21 protein-coding genes are annotated in these 17,811 nt (G+C 61.4%); 9 read left to right on the top strand and 12 right to left on the bottom strand.

Features of this window, described 5'->3' with window-relative positions; translation table 11 throughout:
- Window positions 1-109 precede the first annotated feature (109 nt).
- The 4 genes from GYM54_RS19495 to GYM54_RS19480 all read right to left on the bottom strand — a co-directional run bounded on the left by GYM54_RS19495 (window position 110) and on the right by GYM54_RS19480 (window position 2,304).
- On the bottom strand, window positions 110-1,096 hold the full coding sequence (locus GYM54_RS19495) for an alpha/beta fold hydrolase (protein WP_374105201.1): 987 nt from the start codon (window positions 1,094-1,096) through the stop codon (window positions 110-112).
- A gap of 239 nt (window positions 1,097-1,335) precedes the next feature.
- Window positions 1,336-1,764: a 3-isopropylmalate dehydratase gene (locus GYM54_RS19490; protein WP_181101790.1), complete on the bottom strand. Its 429-nt coding sequence runs from the start codon at window positions 1,762-1,764 to the stop codon at window positions 1,336-1,338.
- A 118-nt stretch (window positions 1,765-1,882) separates the two neighbouring features.
- Window positions 1,883-2,104 (bottom strand): hypothetical protein, encoded by a 222-nt coding sequence (locus GYM54_RS19485; protein ID WP_131651145.1) that lies wholly within the window; start codon window positions 2,102-2,104, stop codon window positions 1,883-1,885.
- Window positions 2,105-2,154: 50 nt separating this feature from the next.
- Window positions 2,155-2,304: a hypothetical protein gene (locus tag GYM54_RS19480; RefSeq protein ID WP_165914255.1), complete on the bottom strand. Its 150-nt coding sequence runs from the start codon at window positions 2,302-2,304 to the stop codon at window positions 2,155-2,157.
- Between the two features lie 198 nt (window positions 2,305-2,502).
- Between GYM54_RS19480 and GYM54_RS19475 the strand changes: the two genes are divergently transcribed.
- On the top strand, window positions 2,503-2,895 hold the full coding sequence (locus GYM54_RS19475; protein ID WP_131651144.1) for a hypothetical protein: 393 nt from the start codon (window positions 2,503-2,505) through the stop codon (window positions 2,893-2,895).
- A gap of 141 nt (window positions 2,896-3,036) precedes the next feature.
- Window positions 3,037-4,302 carry a DUF445 domain-containing protein gene (locus tag GYM54_RS19470; RefSeq protein WP_181101792.1) on the top strand — a complete coding sequence of 422 codons (1,266 nt, stop codon included), beginning with the start codon at window positions 3,037-3,039 and terminating at the stop codon, window positions 4,300-4,302.
- Window positions 4,303-4,533: 231 nt separating this feature from the next.
- Here the strand turns inward: GYM54_RS19470 and GYM54_RS19465 are convergent, their stop codons facing one another.
- The gene (locus tag GYM54_RS19465) at window positions 4,534-4,977 is read right to left on the bottom strand and encodes an HIT family protein (RefSeq protein WP_181102032.1); all 444 of its coding nucleotides are present in this window, start codon (window positions 4,975-4,977) and stop codon (window positions 4,534-4,536) included.
- 274 nt (window positions 4,978-5,251) lie between these two features.
- Window positions 5,252-5,689, bottom strand: coding sequence for a DUF6306 domain-containing protein (locus tag GYM54_RS19460; RefSeq protein WP_131651142.1), 438 nt, complete (start codon window positions 5,687-5,689; stop codon window positions 5,252-5,254).
- 361 nt (window positions 5,690-6,050) lie between these two features.
- Here GYM54_RS19460 and ccoN point away from each other — a divergent pair, with 361 nt between their 5' ends.
- The 4 genes from ccoN to GYM54_RS19440 all read left to right on the top strand — a co-directional run bounded on the left by ccoN (window position 6,051) and on the right by GYM54_RS19440 (window position 9,819).
- Window positions 6,051-7,499: a cytochrome-c oxidase, cbb3-type subunit I gene (ccoN, locus tag GYM54_RS19455; protein ID WP_131651141.1), complete on the top strand. Its 1,449-nt coding sequence runs from the start codon at window positions 6,051-6,053 to the stop codon at window positions 7,497-7,499.
- Window positions 7,500-7,502: 3 nt separating this feature from the next.
- A complete protein-coding gene (locus GYM54_RS19450) occupies window positions 7,503-7,718 on the top strand; it encodes a hypothetical protein (protein ID WP_181101794.1) in 216 nt (71 codons plus the stop codon).
- 65 nt (window positions 7,719-7,783) lie between these two features.
- Window positions 7,784-8,479 carry an MOSC domain-containing protein gene (locus tag GYM54_RS19445; protein WP_181101796.1) on the top strand — a complete coding sequence of 232 codons (696 nt, stop codon included), beginning with the start codon at window positions 7,784-7,786 and terminating at the stop codon, window positions 8,477-8,479.
- A gap of 92 nt (window positions 8,480-8,571) precedes the next feature.
- Complete coding sequence (locus GYM54_RS19440) at window positions 8,572-9,819, top strand: M20/M25/M40 family metallo-hydrolase (RefSeq protein ID WP_181101798.1); 1,248 nt, start codon at window positions 8,572-8,574, stop codon at window positions 9,817-9,819.
- Window positions 9,820-9,891: 72 nt separating this feature from the next.
- Here GYM54_RS19440 and GYM54_RS19435 read toward each other — a convergent pair whose 3' ends face one another.
- Window positions 9,892-11,259: a GntP family permease gene (locus tag GYM54_RS19435; protein WP_181101800.1), complete on the bottom strand. Its 1,368-nt coding sequence runs from the start codon at window positions 11,257-11,259 to the stop codon at window positions 9,892-9,894.
- Window positions 11,260-11,427: 168 nt separating this feature from the next.
- Between GYM54_RS19435 and GYM54_RS19430 the strand changes: the two genes are divergently transcribed.
- Entirely contained in the window at window positions 11,428-12,132 is a 705-nt protein-coding gene (locus GYM54_RS19430) for a glutathione S-transferase N-terminal domain-containing protein (RefSeq protein WP_181101802.1), read from the top strand.
- A gap of 174 nt (window positions 12,133-12,306) precedes the next feature.
- Here GYM54_RS19430 and GYM54_RS19425 read toward each other — a convergent pair whose 3' ends face one another.
- The 3 genes from GYM54_RS19425 to GYM54_RS19415 form a co-directional block, all read right to left on the bottom strand.
- Complete coding sequence (locus tag GYM54_RS19425; RefSeq protein ID WP_181101804.1) at window positions 12,307-13,029, bottom strand: anti-sigma factor domain-containing protein; 723 nt, start codon at window positions 13,027-13,029, stop codon at window positions 12,307-12,309.
- Entirely contained in the window at window positions 13,026-13,592 is a 567-nt protein-coding gene (locus GYM54_RS19420) for a sigma-70 family RNA polymerase sigma factor (protein ID WP_231752210.1), read from the bottom strand. Before GYM54_RS19420 ends, GYM54_RS19425 begins: the two co-directional genes overlap by 4 nt.
- Before the next feature lie 109 nt (window positions 13,593-13,701).
- The gene (locus GYM54_RS19415) at window positions 13,702-14,232 is read right to left on the bottom strand and encodes a DUF3455 domain-containing protein (RefSeq protein ID WP_181101809.1); all 531 of its coding nucleotides are present in this window, start codon (window positions 14,230-14,232) and stop codon (window positions 13,702-13,704) included.
- A gap of 280 nt (window positions 14,233-14,512) precedes the next feature.
- On the opposite strand from GYM54_RS19415, the gene GYM54_RS19410 reads away from it, so the two are divergent.
- Together GYM54_RS19410 and GYM54_RS19405 are read left to right on the top strand one after the other, a co-directional pair.
- The gene (locus GYM54_RS19410; RefSeq protein ID WP_181101811.1) at window positions 14,513-14,932 is read left to right on the top strand and encodes a YciI family protein; all 420 of its coding nucleotides are present in this window, start codon (window positions 14,513-14,515) and stop codon (window positions 14,930-14,932) included.
- Between the two features lie 19 nt (window positions 14,933-14,951).
- Window positions 14,952-15,380, top strand: a complete 429-nt coding sequence (locus tag GYM54_RS19405) for a VOC family protein (RefSeq protein ID WP_181101813.1) — start codon at window positions 14,952-14,954, stop codon at window positions 15,378-15,380.
- A 23-nt stretch (window positions 15,381-15,403) separates the two neighbouring features.
- Here GYM54_RS19405 and GYM54_RS19400 read toward each other — a convergent pair whose 3' ends face one another.
- Both GYM54_RS19400 and GYM54_RS19395 read right to left on the bottom strand, forming a co-directional pair.
- Complete coding sequence (locus GYM54_RS19400; RefSeq protein ID WP_181101815.1) at window positions 15,404-16,186, bottom strand: sulfite exporter TauE/SafE family protein; 783 nt, start codon at window positions 16,184-16,186, stop codon at window positions 15,404-15,406.
- Between the two features lie 136 nt (window positions 16,187-16,322).
- On the bottom strand, window positions 16,323-17,636 hold the full coding sequence (locus tag GYM54_RS19395) for a CitMHS family transporter (RefSeq protein WP_181101817.1): 1,314 nt from the start codon (window positions 17,634-17,636) through the stop codon (window positions 16,323-16,325).
- Between the last annotated feature and the right edge of the window lie 175 nt (window positions 17,637-17,811).

Here is a 17,811-nt window from a genome sequence, read left to right as displayed (position 1 = left end):
GGACGACAGCGTAGCGGTTACTCATTAAGGCAGTTGACCCAGGCACAGTTGCGATGGCCGCAACGTTCGCCAGTGCTGGCAGCACGACGCGCTGCCAGCGCAACAATCATCAGCGCGCCCGGAGCCCATTCAGCAACGCCTTGTGAAACACCTGCGGCGCCTCGACCTGCGGTGAATGGCCAAGCTCGGGGAATGGGACCAGCGTGGCATCGGGAATCAGTGCGGCGGCCTGCCGGCCCAGCTCCGGGTAGTTGCCAAGGCGTTGCGCCACTTCCTCGGGCGCGCGGTTGGCGCCGGGTGCGGTGCGGTCCTTGCCACCAATGAGCAACAGCGTCGGCATGCTAATCTTCTCGAACTCATGGATGACCGGCTGGGTAAATAGCATTTCTGACGTCTGCGCCTGGTTCCAGGCAACGATCTCCTTGCCCTCCCCGGCATACATGCCCGCCAGCATGTTCACCCAACGGTCGTACTCGGGCTTCCAGTTGCCGTTGTAGTAGAACTTCTTTTGATAGGCCTTGATCTTGTCGAAGTCGGTTTTCAGTTCGCCCTGGTACAGCTGATCGATCGGCGCGTAAGGCACGCCTTCGGCCTGCCAGTCTTCCAGGCCGATCGGATTGACCAGCACCAACTGCTCGACCATGTTCGGATAGTTCAGCGCAAACCGCGCCGCCAGCATGCCGCCCATTGAGTGGCCGATAACGGTGGCCCGATCCACGTCCAGTGATTGCAGCAGCGCCTGGGTGTTATGCGCCAGCTGAGAGAAGCTGAACTGATAGCCCTGCGGTTTGCTGGAGCTGCAAAAGCCGATCTGGTCCGGCGCAATCACCCGGTAGCCATTTTGGGAAAGCACCGCGATGGTTTCTTGCCAAGTCGCGGCGCAGAAATTCTTGCCGTGTAGCAGCACAACGGTGCGGCCATTGGCCTTTCCCTCGGGCTCGACATCCATATAAGCCATGGACAGCGCCTTCTCCTGCGATGAGAACTCGTAGCGCTCGATGGGATGCGGATAGCTGAAGCCTTCCATCTGCGGTCCATAGACCGGCCGCTGCTCGGCATGCAGCGAGGGGACCAGCGCGAGGCCGGCGGCAAACATCAACGAGGGCATGACTTTCTTCACGCATCGACTCCTTGTAGCGGCAACGTGCCGCGAGGTCATTGGGATTCGCTGGGAGCCGTGGCGACAGCAAAAGCTGGCCAGCAAAGGCTCAAGCACAACGGTTCTGACTAGATGGGAGTCCAGAAGCCGCGTAAGGGTTCGTCGAGGATACAGGGCGATTATTTCACCATGTGAAACGCGGCAACCTGGACGTTTACCGCGTTGGCGAGGAGTCGCTATTTGACCTCGACCTGCTGGATGTCGAAGCCAATACGATTGTCGGCACTGATGCGAAAGTGCAGCGTCTCGCCAGTCTCGACCCGCGCCGCCTTTTCGCGCAGCAGATTGCCTTTGCCACACAGGGTATCGTCCTCCGGATCGGACTCGATGCTGACAATGCGCATCCCCGCCGGCACCTGCAACCGCACCTGCTCGCCGACATGCACGCGCGCGGCGAGCTTGCGGTCCACCATCAGCGCCACGTAGCACCCGCCCCCACGCAGGCCGAAATCACGCGTCACCACCAGCTCACCGCCATTGGCGACAGGTGTCTGATAGCCGCGCAAGCGCTCTTGCGGCACGGGTTTAATGTCTTCTGGGTCAGCTTGCCAAGACGAACAGCCGGCCAGAGCCAGAAGAGGAACGAGGACAAGGAGCAAGCGCATACGGGTTTCTCCAGATAAGCGAAGCGGTGATGGTATGACAGGTTTGCTCGCTCGCCGTGCGCAAAAGATGCTGCGATCACTATCTAGCAGGCCGTTGGAGTAGTTATTCAACGGTCTGCTAGCGGGTCGATATCGGATGGCTGCTACCGGGATAAGGCCGCTCTTCCTCGAGCCCTCCGTCGCGCCTGTAAACCTCGACCGAAGCCGTCTTGCCTGCCATGAACTGGTCCAGTTCGCTCAGCATTTCATCCTTGGTCAGGGTACGTAGCAACGTTTCCTGGGATTGCGGATCGGTCAGTTCCCATCCCATCGGGGTGGGGTTTACGTGATATTTGTCCATGGAACGCTCCTAGTAGCGAGCGCAGACTCAGCTGCGCTCGGAGGATCGGGTCAGCCGCGATCTTCGTCGCCGTCGATTTCACTGTCGTCGAAGTCCGGATCCTCGCCCGGCTCCTTCTCGCCGCTATCGGTCATGGTGACGTCCGGCGATTCCTCGGCGGGCATCTCGTGCTCGGAGTGATCCTGATGGTTCTGGTTCATGGCGACCTCGTTATATGGCCCGATGGGTTCTATCAATTGGAACCGTCCCAGCTGGAGGGCGTTCATCCGTGTGCTTGCCGGCGGTCGCTCATCACGCCGTGACAAAAAAGAATCCGCCGCCCCGCTCAACTTGCGATTGCAGCCGCCCAAGGACTCCACCACACTGCCTCGCAATCCCACCTGCACCGGAGCCGCTCCATGCCTGCCACCCATCAATACACGCGCGACAGCATTCTGGCCGACGCGAATGCCCTGAGCTGCACCATCTACCGCGCCCACGAATCGGACCCGGACGGCGAAGAGCAGGACATGGGCGATGCCCGCGTCATCATCACCGGCAACTTCGAGCCGCCGGCCGAGTGGGATGCCAAGGAGCGCGCCGACTACTTCGACGGCATGCCTGAAGACGCGTTCTTCACCGCCGTATTCGCCAGCGAAGCAGGCGCCGACTCCAAGGGCTACTTCACCGTCGAGGCGGATGATTACGCCGCCGTGACCGAGCAGGACGGTACGATTTCCATGTTCTATATCTGCGAGCGCCTGGCTGACGGCACCTACGTACTGCTACGCGAAGAAGACGACGAGGAATAAGCCGCTCCTTTCACCACGCGCAACAAGCGGGCTCATCGAACCCGCTCCCGCCCAAACGGGTCTGTGCTGTATGGGCAGACCCGTCGGCCCGCCGGCCGACACCGCCTCGTTTCATCATCCGCCGCCATCAAGAGGAATCGCATGAGCCCTCTGCACAGCCGCTGGCAATCACCGGTTGCACGCATGAAGCTGGTCGCTGGCCTGCTCCTGCTGCTCGCCGCCCTGCTCTACATCATCGCCACCGCCATGGAGCCACGTCATCCGGCCTGGGGCTACCTCGCCTCGTTCGCCGAAGCCGCGATGGTCGGTGCCATTGCCGACTGGTTCGCCGTCACCGCCCTGTTCCGTCACCCGCTCGGTCTGCCGATCCCGCACACGGCGATCATCCCGCGCAGCAAGGCGCGCATCGGGCAGAACCTGTCGACCTTCATCACCACCCATTTCCTGTCCACACCACTGGTACTGGCCAAGCTGGAAGCGCTGGATCTTGGCGGGCGCCTGGCCAATTGGCTGCGCCATCCAGACAACGCCGCTGCGGTCGGCCGGCAGCTCACCGGCATGGCACGTTTCGGCGTCGAGTCCCTACATGACGAGCGTGTGCAGGCCTTCGTCCAGGCCAAGCTGATCAACCGTGTGCGCAAGATCGACCTCGCACCGGTATGCGGACAGGTGCTGGAAATGCTCACCCGCCAAGGCAAACACCAGGCGATGCTCGACGAAGCGCTGATCAAGCTCGACGCGCTATTGCAGGACGACGACACCCGCGCACTGGTCGCTGACGCCATCACCGCCGAGGTTCGAACCCTGCGTTACCTTGGTCTGGGCAAGGCCGTCGGTGGCTGGTCGGCGAATAAGTTCGTCGATGGGGTTTCGGCAGTGATCGCCGAGGTGGCGAACGATCCCGAGCATCCTTTGCGTGAGCGTTTCGACGAGCATGTCGGGGAATACATCGAGCGGCTCAAGCACGACCCTGACTATCGGCTAGAGATCGAACGCATCGTCGCTCAACTGCTGGAGCATCCCGCCACCACTGGTTACATCCGGACGCTCTGGCAAGAGCTGACCGATTGGCTGGAGACCGATCTGGACAGTCCGGACTCACGCATCGGCACGCGTATCGTCAAGCTGACCCAGGGCCTCGGCGACTCGCTGGCAGCAGATGCCACCATGCGCAGCTGGATCAACGAGCAGTTGATGGCGGCCGCACCGGCAATGCTCGAGCGCTATCGCGGCAAGATCGGCCATTACATTGCCCAGCGTGTAGAGAACTGGGAAAGCCGCGAGTTGGTCGAGCAGATGGAGCAGAGTGTGGGCAAGGACCTGCAGTACATCCGCATCAACGGCACGCTGGTTGGTGGATTGGTCGGACTGGTGCTGCATGCACTGACGCAGCTGGTGGCCGGCTAGGTGGCAGGCGGCGTTCCGCTTTAGCCCACCAACGCGGCTACCTATGGTGGGCTGAAGCCCACCCTACGACATTGGTCACGCATTGAGACACTGATGGCTTGCTATCTCTCGGTGGGCCGTAGGGTGGGCCGTGCGGCGCTCCGCTTCAGCGCCGTAGGGTGGGCTTCAGCCCACCAAAGAAGATGCCTTGCCCGAAGTAGTAGGCCAAAGCGGAACGCCGCCTAGCCCACCCTACGCTCGCTGCGCCAACCGCTGCACAAGCCGTGTCTGCAATTTTTCCAGCGCTTCCGGTTCGGCCTTGCCCGCCGCATGAATACCCAAGCCCTCGCCCGCGTAGCGCGGGACGATGTGCACGTGAATATGAAACACCGTCTGCCCCGCCGGCGCGCCATTGAACTGCGCCACCTGCACGCCATCGGGCTGCAACTCGTCGACGATCACGCGGGTGAGCTTCTGCACCACCGCCATCACCTTGCCCAACGCCTCGGTATCCACATCGAGGATATTGCAGGCAGCGGAGCGCTTCGGAATCACCAACGTATGGCCAAAGGATTGCGGAAACAGATCGAGAAAGGCGAGTACGTCGTCATCCTCGTAGAGCTTGTAGCAAGGCGCATCGCCCCGAATGATCTGAGCGAAGATGTTCTGTGGGTCGTAGGGCGTGATCAGGGACACCGATTTTTCTCCAGGACGAATGGAAAGGCAGACCAAATCGGTCAGAAAGTAGTAAACCGAATCGTGACCGATGTCCGATAGCAAAGCCACGTCTACCTCGTGCGCAGAACATCCAGACTCTGAGCAACTTGGTGCGCAAAGCGCACCCTACAAAAGCATCTGCACCCGCCAAGTCTGTAGGGTGCGCTCCGCGCACCGCGTGCTCGAAATGGCTGGTGCGCCGCCAGAGCAGTACCGCCATGCTCATGGGCCTCGACAAAAAAATGCGATACGCCTAACGCAACTCTTCCGCCTTGGCGGCATAGTCATCGCTGTTGATTTCATGGGTGCGGAGCACGGCTTCCAGCTCCTGACGAATCTGCGGATGCGTGACGTCCTGAAGCAGCGCCTCGAGTTTGCGAATCACCCATTTCTGCCCACGATCGACCAGCGCCAGACGCTCGCCCAGATCGGCGATCGCCATGCATTTTTCGTAGAAGGCGCCGCGTTCGTGCCCCGGCTCGGCATCCAGCATCAGCAGGCAATCTCGCAATCGCCGGCAACTATCGGCTTCGCCACGATGCACCTGCGCCAGCACGCTGCGCTGCAGGTCTCCCTTGGCTTGCGCGAGGCTGGCGTGGGCAACCTGTGCCCCGGCCCGCTCAGCGCTCAACAGCTCATCGAGCGCCTCGATCAGGCGCTCCCGCTCGATTCCTAACGATTCCACAGTCATCTTCTTCTTTCCTTGTTTCGGTGATCAGCCTGCAGCTGGCCGGAACCATGCTAGCCGCACGTCAACAGCGACCAACAATGAAAAATCCTGCCGTGACGGTGCAGTCTTTTTGCTTCGCCGCCGCTGGCTTGTCTTTAGAACATCCGGAGCCGGTTACATGATAAATAAAAATAAATGCATTTAACGTTCATTATTATTCCTTTGCCTAGACCAAACAGGAGGATCACACTGCCGGGCGTTCACCTTCAGCGTCGCATGGCGCCAGGCACGACTCGCAACGAGGCCCCCGCAGAGGAAGCCCACGAGGCGTAAAGGCTGAACGAAACCTTGCAAATCCTCCTTGCGTGCATCTGGAAATTTCATGTCCCGAGTGATTCCTGTCGGCTCGTCCGGCGAAACCTACAACTACCACATCGTTCGCCAGTTCACCTTGATGACCCTGATCTGGGGCATCCTCGGCATGGGCATGGGTGTGTTCATCGCGGCCCAACTGGTGTGGCCGCAACTGAATTTCGACCTGCCCTGGACCAGCTTCGGACGCATCCGGCCGTTGCACACCAATCTGGTGATCTTCGCTTTCGGTGGCAACGCGCTGTTTGCCACCTCCCTGTACGTCGTGCAGCGCACCAGCCGGGTACGCGTGATTTCCGACGGCGTGGCGAGCTTCGTGTTCTGGGGCTGGCAGACGGCGATCGTGGCGATGCTGATCAGCTACCCGCTGGGCTACACCACCTCCAAGGAATACGCGGAGATGGAATGGCCCATCGCCTTGCTGGTCACCTTCGTGTGGATCGCCTACACATGGCTGTTCTTCGGCACTATCGCCAAGCGCACGGTCAGCCATATCTACGTCGGCAACTGGTTCTACGGTGCGTTCATCGTCGTCACCGCGATGGTGCACATCGTCAATCACATGCTGGTGCCGGTGACGCTGCTCAAGTCCTATCCGATCTATTCGGGCGCCACCGATGCCATGGTGCAGTGGTGGTATGGGCACAGCGTGGTGGGCTTCATTCTCTCGGTGGGTTTCCTTGGGATGATGTATTACTTCGTACCCAAACAGGCGGAGCGGCCGATCTATTCCTACCGCCTGTCCATCGTGCACTTCTGGGCGATCATCAGCCTGTACATCTGGGCCGGCCCGCATCATCTGCACTACACCGCACTGCCGGACTGGGCGCAAAGCCTGGGCATGGTGATGTCGATCATCCTGCTGGCGCCGAGTTGGGGCGGCATGATCAACGGCATGATGACCCTCTCTGGCGCCTGGCATAAGCTGCGCACCGACCCGATCCTGCGCTTCCTCGTGGTGTCTCTGGCCTTCTACGGCATGTCCACTTTCGAAGGCCCGATGATGGCCATCAAGACCGTCAACGCGCTTTCCCATTACACCGACTGGACCATCGGCCACGTGCATGCCGGCGCCCTCGGCTGGGTGGCGATGATCAGCATCGGCACGCTGTACCACATGATTCCCAAGCTCTGGGGACGCGAGCAGATGCACAGCGTCGGCCTGATCAACGCGCACTTCTGGCTAAGTACCATCGGCACCGTGCTTTACATCGCCTCGATGTGGGTCAACGGCATCACCCAGGGTCTGATGTGGCGTGCGATCAACGAAGATGGCACCCTCACCTATTCCTTCGTCGAAGCCCTGGAAGCCAGCCATCCCGGCTACGTGGTACGCATGATCGGCGGCGGACTGTTCGCCTTCGGCATGCTGCTGATGGCCTATAACACCTGGCGCACCGTGCGCGCGGGCGACAATGCCGTTCAGGCGCCGATTCCCAATCTGGTCACGGCGGGGTAAACCATGGCAATGCTGATCCTCTTCACCGTGATAGCGCTGCTTGGCGCGGCGCTGAGCCTGACGAATCTGTCCAGCCACGACGCGGAGCAGACTGCCCTGCTGCCCTTCGCCGACGATCCCGAAGCCGCCCGGCAATTGATGGCCGAAACCGGGCTGGTCTGCGACCGGGTGGTGCGTCCTGCCGAAGAGCCGGAGCCGCCCTACGTCTGGAAGGCCTGACAGACGCGCTCCGGGCCGCGTTTGAGGCACAATCGCGCCATTCACGATGAACGTCCGGAGCGCCAATGCAGCTGGCAAGGATCGAGCAATTACTGGTCGGCAAGGCCGTCCCCTACACCCGCCCCGGCACCCACAGCGCCATCGCCAAGCACGCGGTCGCCGGCCCGGTCCCAGTGGGTTTCGAAGGGCTGGAAGGCGACGAGCAGGGCGACCGCAAGGTGCATGGCGGCGTGAACAAAGCCGTGCACCACTATGCCTACGAACACTATTCCCGCTGGCGCGAGCAGCTCGGTGCCCTACCGCTGCTGGAGCAACCAGGCGCCTTCGGCGAGAACATCAGCACCCGGGGGCTCAGCGAGGCGGACCTATGCCTCGGAGATGTCCTGCGCTGCGGCGAAGCACGGCTGGAAGTGGTGCAGACGCGCCAGCCCTGCTGGAAGCTAAATGATCGCTTCGGCATCCCGGACATGGCGCTGCGTGTGCAACAGAGCGGCATGACCGGCTGGTACTACAAAGTGCTCGAACCCGGCGCGCTCGAAGCCGGGCAGCTGCTCATCCTCGAACACCGCCCTTTCCCGCGCTGGTCGCTAACACGGGTGCTGGAAGTGCTTTATCAGCGCACCCTGGACCAAACTGCCCTGCATGAACTGAACGAACTGCCATTAGTGCCGTCCTGGCGCAAGCTAGTGGAGCGCCGCCTGCAACAGCACACCGTGGAGGACTGGAGCAAGCGGCTGTACGGCTCGAATAGCGAAACCTGACAAAACCGGCTTTGCCGGCGTCTGGTTGGCGGAACATGCGCGCTTGCCGGGCCTCTCATCCTCGATAACCACAAAAATGAACGAGGCCCTCCATGCATGCTCGCCGCTCGTCCATCGCCGCCGCCTTCGCGCTCGGCTTGTTCGCTCTTCCCGCCCTCGCTGCTGAGCTCCAGCCCAGCGAGCTGCTCAAACAGGCCGAAACGGAGCAGGAGGCCTATCTCGACACTCTGAAAGCGCTGGTCGTGGTGGACACCGGCACCGGCCAGCAGCAGGGACTCGCCACGGTCAGCGAAATGCTGGTCGAGCGTCTGGAAGCGCTGGGCGCCGAGGTCACCACCACCCCGGCCACGCCATCGGCCGGCGACAATATTGTCGGTACGCTGAAAGGTACGGGCACGAAGGATTTCCTATTGATGGTTCACTACGACACGGTGTTCGCCGAAGGCACAGCCGCCGAGCGCCCGTTCCGCATGGATGAACAACGCGCGTACGGGCCGGGCGTCGCTGATGCCAAAGGCGGTGTCGCGATGATCTTGCATTCGCTCAAGTTGCTGAAGGAGCAGAACTTCGATGGCTTCGGGACGGTCACCGTACTGTTCAATCCCGACGAGGAAATGGGTTCGTCGGGCTCGAAGAAGATCATCGGCGAGCTCGCCCGCAAGCACGATTACGTCTTTTCCTACGAGCCGCCAGACAAGGACGCCGTGACCACCGCAACCAACGGTATCAACGCGGTGATGCTGGAGGTAAAAGGCAAATCTTCGCACGCTGGATCGGCACCCGAAGAGGGCCGCAACGCCGTCATGGAGCTCGCGCATCAACTGGTGCAGCTCAAGGAGCTGGGCGATCCGGACAAGGGCACCACGGTGAACTGGACGATGATCAAGGGCGGCGAGAAGCGCAACATCATTCCTGACAGCGCCGCCGCCGAAGCCGACATGCGCTATTCCGATCTGAGTGAGTACGACCGCGTCCTGGCCGATGCCCAGCGAATCATCAAAGACAAATTGATCGAGGGCACGACGGTCGAACTTCGCATCGATAAAGGCCGACCACCGCTGGCGAAGAACGCCGGCTCGGATCAATTAGCCGAGACGGCACAGAAGCTCTACGGTGAAATCGGCAAGACCATAGAACCCATCGCCATGCGTTTCGGCACCGATGCCGGCTACGCCTACGTGCCGGACAGCGACAAACCAGCCGTACTGGAAACCATGGGCGTGGTGGGCGCTGGTCTGCATTCGGACGAGGAATACCTGGAGCTCGCCAGCATCGCGCCGCGCCTGTATCTGACGGTTGCGATGATCAAGACACTGTCTGGCGAGAACGAGTCCCGCTAGTCACCAGCACGAGCCACACCGGGATGCTGCCTGCCTCCGGTGTGGCTCGTTGCTACGAATCAGAGCGAAGCCTCAGAGCAGCACCAGCCCCAACAGCCAGACCACGGCCATCCCCACCACACCTTGAACCAGCGTCGCCATGGTCTGCGCGCGATAGGCCGTGGAAACCTTCATCCGGCTGAACTGAGAAACCACCCAGAAGAAGCTGTCATTGGCATGAGAGACGGTCATGCCGCCCGCGCCGATGGCCATGACGGTGAGCACCCGGCCCATTTCGCTATCCAGACCGAGACTGCCGAGCAGCGGCGCGACCATTGCCGAGGTGGTGACCAGCGCGACGGTGGTAGAGCCCTGCGCGGTCTTCAGCGCGGCGGAAACGATGAAGGGCATGAACAAGCCGATACCCAGCGCCGACAGGCTCTGGCCCAGATAGTCGCCCAGCGGGGTGATTTTCAGCATGGCGCCAAAAGCACCGCCAGCCCCGGTGATGAGCAGAATCGGCGCCGCCGCGACGATGCCCGCAGCGACCTGATCATGGAACTGCTGGCGCTTGTTCTCGCCCTTGAGCAGTGTGCAGGCGAAGCCCAGGCCGATCAGCAGAGCGGCGACCGGCTGGCCGAGAAAACCCAGCACGGAGAACACAACGCCCTCGCCCAGCGGCCTGCCCGGCAGCGCGACGATCGAGCCGATACAAATCAGCGCGATGGGAATGAAGATAGGCGCAAAGGCCTGCCAAGCGCTGGGCAAGGTCCCGTAGCGGGCTCGCAAGGTATCGAAATCCACATCCTCGGCGAGCAGCTCGCTAGGCGCTTCGTCCAGCAGCTCGCGATCGTCCTGCTTGAGGAAGCGGTTGGCCCAGAACAGCCCGGCCAACGCAGCTACGGCCGAGACCAAGAGACCGACGGCTATCACCAGCCCCAGCGAATCTTCCAATCCCAGGTTGCCCGCGGCTGCGATTGGACCTGGTGTTGGCGGCACGAAGGTGTGGGTGGCGTACAGGCCGGTGGCCAGCGCCACGCTCATCGCCACCACCGAGACCTTCATCCGCGCCGCCAACGCATTCTTCAGCGAGTTGAGGATGACGTAGCCGGAATCGCAAAACACCGGGATTGACACCAGGTAACCGATGATCGACAGCGTCAGGGTCGGGAAGCGTTCACCCAGCAGCCGGATCACCGTTTCGGCCATGGTGATCGCCGCACCGGAGCGTTCGAGGATGACGCCGATGATGGTGCCTAACGCAATGACAATACCGATATAACCGAGGATGCCGCCGAAGCCAGTCGCGACCGTTTTGAGGATTTCCGCAGTCGGGACTTGATAGGCGAAGCCGGCAAGAATTGCCGCTGCCAGCAGTGCCAGAAAGGGATGCAGCTTCCAGCTCACCGTGGAATACACGATGAAGGCAATCAGCAACAACAAGATGAGGATCAGCACCATAGTCGAACGCCTCGTGTAATGGTTCCAGAATGCGACAGGCGCCGACACCTGCGCTGCGTTGAGCATAGTGCAGCTTGTCCGTGGCGCTCGGAGCCGTCGAGGCGGTCGACCAACTGCGCCAAAGGCTGGGCTATCCTCAACTCCTCATCGTATGGAGAGCATTCTCGTATGCACGACTTATCCGCCTTCCCGATCACCCAGAAATGGCCAGCCAGCTACCCGGAACGCTTGCAGCTCTACTCGCTGCCCACGCCCAATGGGGTAAAGGCGTCGATCATGCTGGAGGAGACCGGCCTGCCGTACGAGGCGCACCTGGTCAGCTTCGACAGCAACGACCAGAACTCCGAAGAATTCCTCTCGCTGAACCCGAACAACAAGATTCCGGCGATCCTCGACCCGGACGGACCAGGCGGCGAACCGCTTGCGCTGTTCGAATCCGGGGCGATCCTGCTGTATCTGGCCGACAAGACCGGCCAGTTCATACCGGAGGACACGGCGGCCCGCTACGAGACGATTCAATGGCTGATGTTCCAAATGGGCGGCATCGGGCCAATGTTCGGCCAGCTCGGCTTCTTCCACAAGTTCGCGGGCAAGGACTACGAGGACAAGCGCCCGCGCGACCGTTACCTCGCGGAAACCCAGCGCCTGCTAGGCGTGCTCGACAAGCGCCTGGAAGGCCGCGAGTGGCTCATGGGCGGCCGCTACAGCATCGCCGATATCGCCACCTTCCCCTGGGTGCGCAATCTGGTGGGCTTCTACGAAGCGCGTGAGTTGGTGGAATTCGAGCGCTTCAGCAATGTGCAGCGCGTGCTGGATGCCTTTGTCGCGCGGCCTGCAGTGGCCAAGGGTCTGAACATTCCACCCCGCGGGTGAAACGGACTTTCCGCCGAGCGCTCTGTGCTTATTACAGCAGCCCTCACCCCTATGCCGGGCGCCCCAACCCTCTCCCGGAGGGAGAGGGGGCAGGTATTTGTCGGATGTTGCTGCGAGTGGTTCCAAATGGGTCGCTGCAAGCAAAGCCGCGGTTCTGCGCGAAACGCGCCAGCCCTAGATCACCTTCGCCGCGCGCCCGATGAACTGGATCGGCCCGGTCGGCTTGCCGGTTGGCGAGCCAGTTGGCTGTTCGAGCGTGAGTTCGAACAGCTGATTAGGCTGCAGCGGGGGCAGCTCGTCGAGGCGAATCTTCACCGGCTCGCCGGGTTTGACCAATCCGAGCGAGACCGGTGCCTGCCAGCCTTCGGCCTTGGTCCAGAGCTGCAGCGCCTTGTCCGGCGGCAGCTCGGTCACGCCGAGGGGGATCAGTTCGATTTCCCGCGATTGGTTACTGGCCTGCATCACCCAACCGGGGGCAAGACCCTGCGGAGTCGCGAGCACCACCAGCCAGGTCGGCGATGATTCCGGCGTGGTGCGGGTAAGCAGCAACGTGCCCAACACCAACGTCGCGGCCATGCCAGCGGCGGCGAAGCCTCGCCAGAGCGATAGGTTGTCCCACCACTTCATTTGACGGTTACGCGGCACCGGTGCGGCCTGGTGAGCATCCAAGGTACGTTCTATGCGAGTCCACAGGCGCGGCGATGGCGTTTGCGACTCGACCAGATCGGTCAGGTGCAACAGGCGTGCTTCCCAATAATCCACGGCGGCTTGCAGTTCGGGCTCGACGGGCAAACGCCGCTCGACGTCCTCCCGCTGCGACGCAGGCAAGGTGCCAAGTACGTATTCGCCGGCCAGTTCGTGCAGGCTTTCGCCGCTGTCGTTGACTTCGGTATTCATCCGATGCACTCGCGAAGGGCGGTCAGGCTGCGGCGGATCCAGGCCTTTACCGTGCCCAGCGGAGCACCCAGGCGCTGCGCGATTTCCTGATGGGAATAGCCGTCGACGTAGGCGTGAAATACGCAGTTGCGGCGCACCGGTTCCAATTGTTCGAGGCAGGCTTCGATCCGGCCGGGATTGACTCGCCAATCGAAGGCGTCGGTCTGTTCCTGCCAACCGTCGATAGCTGCGTGGCTGGTTTCGCGCTCCTCGTCTGGGTCCATCAGCATCTGCCGGGCATCGTTGCGCACGGCGTTGAGGGCGAGGTGGCGGGTCACGCTGAAGATCCAACCACGGGCCGAGCCGCGCGTCTGGTCATACGTAGCCGCTTTGTTCCAGATGCGGATGAAGGCGTCATGCACGATGTCCTCCGCCAGTGCGGCGTCTCGCACGATGCGCTGAACCACGCCGAGCAGGCGCGGGCTTTCCTGTTCATACAGTTTCTGTAATGCCGAGCGCTCGCCGCGAGCGCAAGCGCGCAGGGCTGCTTCGTAGTCGAACGGGGATGAGGACGCTGCTGACAATTGACCCGCCACTGGCTGATTGTGATTGCCCCGGCGCGCAGGCCGGGGCTTCTGTGGAGCATAGAGGCGTTTAACGCTCATATCGAGCGACTTGCCCGCTGTGCTGGACTCACTTGCTGGTCCAGAACAGGTAGTCGGCCTGATAATCCACGATCTGGCGCTCGCCCTTGCTGGCTGCATCGCAGGTTGCCGCAGGCGCTACGCCGCCCTTGGTCGCCACTCGCTGAATGTAGCTGACGCCCTTCATCGCACCGTCGCCTTCGGCGGGGTTGGCCTTGACCAACTGATACGGGATGTTGCCTTCGCCTGCCGGAGCTACCGCAACCTGGGTGCCGGTTATCGCGGAACCGTCCGCCGCTTCCCAGGTGGCAGGCGGGCCGTAGTAGCTGCCGACCTGCTTGCCGCTGCGATCATTGAGCGCGGCTTTGGGGCCGATGAACACCCACTCCATTTTTTCGGGCATATCGGCTTTGGCTTGGCATTCGTAGGTGATCTTGCCGACGCCGCGGGTTTCCATGCTGACGGTGTGGCCATCCGGGACCTTGACGGCGTCGGGTACGTCCATTTTGGCGAAGGCATTGGCCGAGCAGCCGAGCGCCAAGGAAAGTCCGGTCAGGCAAAGGATCTTTTTCGCGTCCATTTTGAATCTCCGATAGTGATCAAGTGGGCGGCAAATCTGGCCGCTACCTGTACTACCCGCGAGAAACCGAATCGGATGCAGACCTTGCAGAAATATTTTCGGAGTATCCAACCAGCGCCCTAATCACCTGAAGGGATAGGCACCCATTTATGCGGTAGCAAAGAAAATTTCGTCATCGTGTCGATTCTCGTCTCGTCCACTCGACCAATGATCAGAGCCGGAGGAAATTTCTACATCTCCGTCTAGGCTGTTTTCTCCCATCCGATAAAGGAGTCAGACGATGCGATTCATGGTGATGATCAAGGCCAACCGCGATACCGAAGCAGGCGTGATGCCTACTGAGGAGATTCTCGCAGCCATGGGCCAATACAACGAAGAATTGGCAAATGCCGGTGTACTGCTGGGCGGCGAAGGCTTGCATCCGAGTCGCCGGGGCGCGCGGGTGCGCTTCAACGAAGGGCAATGCTCGGTCGTCGATGGCCCGTTCGCTGAAACCCGGGAGCTTATCGCCGGCTATTGGCTGTTCCAGACCGCGTCGCTGCAGGACGCCATCGATTGGGTGAAGCGCTGCCCGGCATCAGCCATCGGCGAATCGGAAATCGAAATCCGTCAGGTGTTCGAAGCCGAAGACTTCGGCGCCGAGTTCACGCCCGAATTGCGCGAGCAGGAAGACCGCCTGCGCGCACGGTTAACCCAATAATCGAAACAGGAGGCAGACCATGAAAATTACCCCGTACCTCACCTTCGACGGCCAAGCACGCGACGCCTTCACGCTGTACCAGCAGGTATTAGGCGGCACGCTGGAGATGATTACCTTCGCCCAAGCGCCCGACTCCGAGCATTTCCCAGCGGAGCATCAGGAGCGAATCATGCATGTATGCCTGAATCTGGGCGACTTCCAGCTGATGGCGTCCGACACCATGCCCGGCGACGCTGCCTGTGGTGGAGGCCCGTACGAGGGCATCAAAGGCTGCTCGATTTCCCTGCATCCCAAAAGCGTTGCCGAGGGCGAGCGCGTTTTCAATGGGCTGGCCGAAGGGGGCCAGGTCGTGATGCCGCTGGAGAAAACCTTCTGGGCCGAGCGTTTCGGCATGTTCGTTGACCGTTTCGGCGTGTCCTGGATGGTCAATTGCGAACAGGCCGGATAGCGGATCATCCGGCCGAAGAAGGGTCAGATCAGCTTATAGCCGATGGCTGCCAGCATAACCGCCATGCAGGGACGCAGGACGGTATCCGGCACCTTGCCGGCCAGGTTGCTGCCCAGATAAATCCCCGGCAACGAGCCCACCAGCAGATAGGCCAGGATGGTCCAATCCATATTCCCCATGCCGGCATGGCCCAGCCCTGCCACCAGCGTAAGTGGCACGGCATGGGCGATCTCCGTTCCGACCAGGCGGCGCGTGCTCAATAGCGGGTAGAGAAAGAACAGCGCCACGGTACCCAGCGCGCCGGCACCGATGGAGGTCAGCGTCACAATCGCACCGAGCACCCCACCAACCACCACGGTCAGCACGTTAAGCCCACGCGGCGAAAGCCGAGGCGTCGGCCCGGACAGACGAGCGGCGAATGCAAGCAGCCGCATTTTGAATAGCACCGCCAGCGCGGTGAGCACCAGAACGACGCCCAACGACTGTTTGATAATCGCGTTGAGCACTTCCGGATCGGAGTGCAACCCGCTCAGCACCCAGAGCGTCAGGCCCGCCGCCGGCACGCTACCAAGCGCCAGCCAGCCGGTGATGCTCCAATCGATGTTGCGATTCTTCTGATGCACCCAGACACCACCGGCCTTGGTGATCGCCGCGTAAAGCAGGTCGGTACCCACGGCGGCAGCCGGGTTGACGCCAAACCACAGGAGAACAGGCGTCATCAACGAGCCACCGCCAACGCCTGTCATGCCAACGATGAACCCCACCAGCAGGCCGGCCACCACAAAGCCGATAACACCTAATTCCATCGTTCGCTTCCCGTTGAGGCCCGCCTGGGCCGTGTCAAAGGGAAGCAGCATAACGGCGAGAACTAGCAATCCTTAATATAAGTTTGTTCTTTTTTAGTAGCTAATCGATATATGCAGATTGCTACGTCTTGGATCATCAGAACAGACCGAGCATCCAAGCGGCGACGAACAGCAACAAGGAAAAGCCCCACATCCACAATAGCGAGTAGCGGATGTGCCGGCCCAGATCCAGCCCGGCCAACCCCAGAGCCAACCAGAGTGCTGGCGAGAATGGGCTGATGAACGTACCGATGATGTTGCCGATGGTCATCGCGTAGACGACGCTGGCTGGCTCGATACCGTGATTGGTCACCACCTCCAGCGTGACCGGCAGCAGACCGAAGTAATAGGCGTCGGTGCTCAGCATCAGCTCCATCGGCAGACCAAATACACCGAGAACGATGTGCAGCTGCGACACCATCGAGGCAGGCAGCACCTGAACCAGATCCTGGGCGATGGACGTCAGCATACCGGTGCCGGTCAGCATCCCCAGCATCGAGCCCGCCGCGAGGATAATCATGCCCATACTCAGCGCCGCCGGCGCATGCGCCGCGATGCGCTGCATCTGTGTCTTGCCGCCTGGATAGTTGATGAACAGCGCAAGCGACAGGCCGATCATGAAGATGTAGCCAGCCGGTAACACACCCGCGAACAGCGCAATCAACACCAGCAGGAACAGGCCTCCATTTGCCCAGAGACGCCCGGGGCGCTCCAGCGCGCGCTCTTCAGGGGTAGGGTCGTGAAGACCCGCGTGGGTATCGACCAGCACGCCAACATCTGCCGGTACATTGCCCGACGCGATGCGCCGCTGTTCACGCCAACCCAGCAAGGCGGCCAGTGCCACCAGCAACACCACGCCGATGCCCTGCACGGCAACAAGCGGCCGCCACAGCTCAGTCACTTCAATGCCGGTCACCGCCGCCGCGCGGCCCAGCGGGCCAGCCCAGGGCAGCATGTTGAAAATGCCAGCACCCAGGGCCAGCAGCATGAGCATCAGGTACGGGCTCATCCGCAGCTGACGATAAAGTGGCAGCAATGCAGGAATGGTCAGCAGAAAGGTAGTCGCGCCGGCGCCGTCGAGGTGCGCCAGCATGCCGATCACAGCAGTGGCCATCGCCACGGCGATCACGTTGCCGCGAGTGATCTTCACCATGGCGCCGATGATCGGACGGAACAGCCCGGTATCCTGAAGCACGCCGAAAAAGGTGATGGCGAAGACGAACATGGCGGCGATGGATATCACACGCTCCAGACCGTCAGTGAAAAAACCGGAGATCGCCTCCGGTCCGAAGCCGGCCAGCAATGCGCCTACCAGCGGTACTACGATCAACGGCAGAATCGGCGCCATGCGCCCGACGAGCAGCAGTACTACCAAGCTGCCAATGGTCAACAGACCAATCAGAGTCAACAAGCCTAATCTCCTCTTTATTCTTATCCAGCTGAAACAGGTGAGCCGGGTAGGCTACGGAGCAAAGCTTTCAGCAACCTTTAACCCACCAAACGAAACGCTGGGGCACTGTGAGGAAATATGTCGGGCCTCGAGAATGGCGGTCGCCCGTGGATCTGCTTGCATTGATCAGGACGCT

It is taken from the genome of Pseudomonas sp. MTM4 (assembly GCF_019355055.1).
Lineage (GTDB): Bacteria > Pseudomonadota > Gammaproteobacteria > Pseudomonadales > Pseudomonadaceae > Stutzerimonas.
This window is presented reverse-complemented; position numbering and strand designations above follow the sequence as displayed.

Bases quoted from the DNA above. Each gene is read 5' to 3' on its own strand.
- GYM54_RS19425 (WP_181101804.1), bottom strand. From the start codon at position 13,029: ATGAATACCGAAGTCAACGACAGCGGCGAAAGCCTGCACGAACTGGCC.
- GYM54_RS19400 (WP_181101815.1), bottom strand. From the start codon at position 16,186: ATGGAATTAGGTGTTATCGGCTTTGTGGTGGCCGGCCTGCTGGTGGGG.
- GYM54_RS19430 (WP_181101802.1), top strand. From the start codon at position 11,428: ATGCACGACTTATCCGCCTTCCCGATCACCCAGAAATGGCCAGCCAGC.
- GYM54_RS19480 (WP_165914255.1), bottom strand. From the start codon at position 2,304: ATGAACCAGAACCATCAGGATCACTCCGAGCACGAGATGCCCGCCGAG.
- GYM54_RS19440 (WP_181101798.1), top strand. From the start codon at position 8,572: ATGCATGCTCGCCGCTCGTCCATCGCCGCCGCCTTCGCGCTCGGCTTG.
- GYM54_RS19460 (WP_131651142.1), bottom strand. From the start codon at position 5,689: ATGACTGTGGAATCGTTAGGAATCGAGCGGGAGCGCCTGATCGAGGCG.
- GYM54_RS19450 (WP_181101794.1), top strand. From the start codon at position 7,503: ATGGCAATGCTGATCCTCTTCACCGTGATAGCGCTGCTTGGCGCGGCG.
- GYM54_RS19410 (WP_181101811.1), top strand. From the start codon at position 14,513: ATGCGATTCATGGTGATGATCAAGGCCAACCGCGATACCGAAGCAGGC.
- GYM54_RS19475 (WP_131651144.1), top strand. From the start codon at position 2,503: ATGCCTGCCACCCATCAATACACGCGCGACAGCATTCTGGCCGACGCG.
- GYM54_RS19495 (WP_374105201.1), bottom strand. From the start codon at position 1,096: ATGTTTGCCGCCGGCCTCGCGCTGGTCCCCTCGCTGCATGCCGAGCAG.
- GYM54_RS19415 (WP_181101809.1), bottom strand. From the start codon at position 14,232: ATGGACGCGAAAAAGATCCTTTGCCTGACCGGACTTTCCTTGGCGCTC.
- ccoN (WP_131651141.1), top strand. From the start codon at position 6,051: ATGTCCCGAGTGATTCCTGTCGGCTCGTCCGGCGAAACCTACAACTAC.
- GYM54_RS19490 (WP_181101790.1), bottom strand. From the start codon at position 1,764: ATGCGCTTGCTCCTTGTCCTCGTTCCTCTTCTGGCTCTGGCCGGCTGT.
- GYM54_RS19445 (WP_181101796.1), top strand. From the start codon at position 7,784: ATGCAGCTGGCAAGGATCGAGCAATTACTGGTCGGCAAGGCCGTCCCC.
- GYM54_RS19405 (WP_181101813.1), top strand. From the start codon at position 14,952: ATGAAAATTACCCCGTACCTCACCTTCGACGGCCAAGCACGCGACGCC.
- GYM54_RS19435 (WP_181101800.1), bottom strand. From the start codon at position 11,259: ATGGTGCTGATCCTCATCTTGTTGTTGCTGATTGCCTTCATCGTGTAT.
- GYM54_RS19470 (WP_181101792.1), top strand. From the start codon at position 3,037: ATGAGCCCTCTGCACAGCCGCTGGCAATCACCGGTTGCACGCATGAAG.
- GYM54_RS19485 (WP_131651145.1), bottom strand. From the start codon at position 2,104: ATGGACAAATATCACGTAAACCCCACCCCGATGGGATGGGAACTGACC.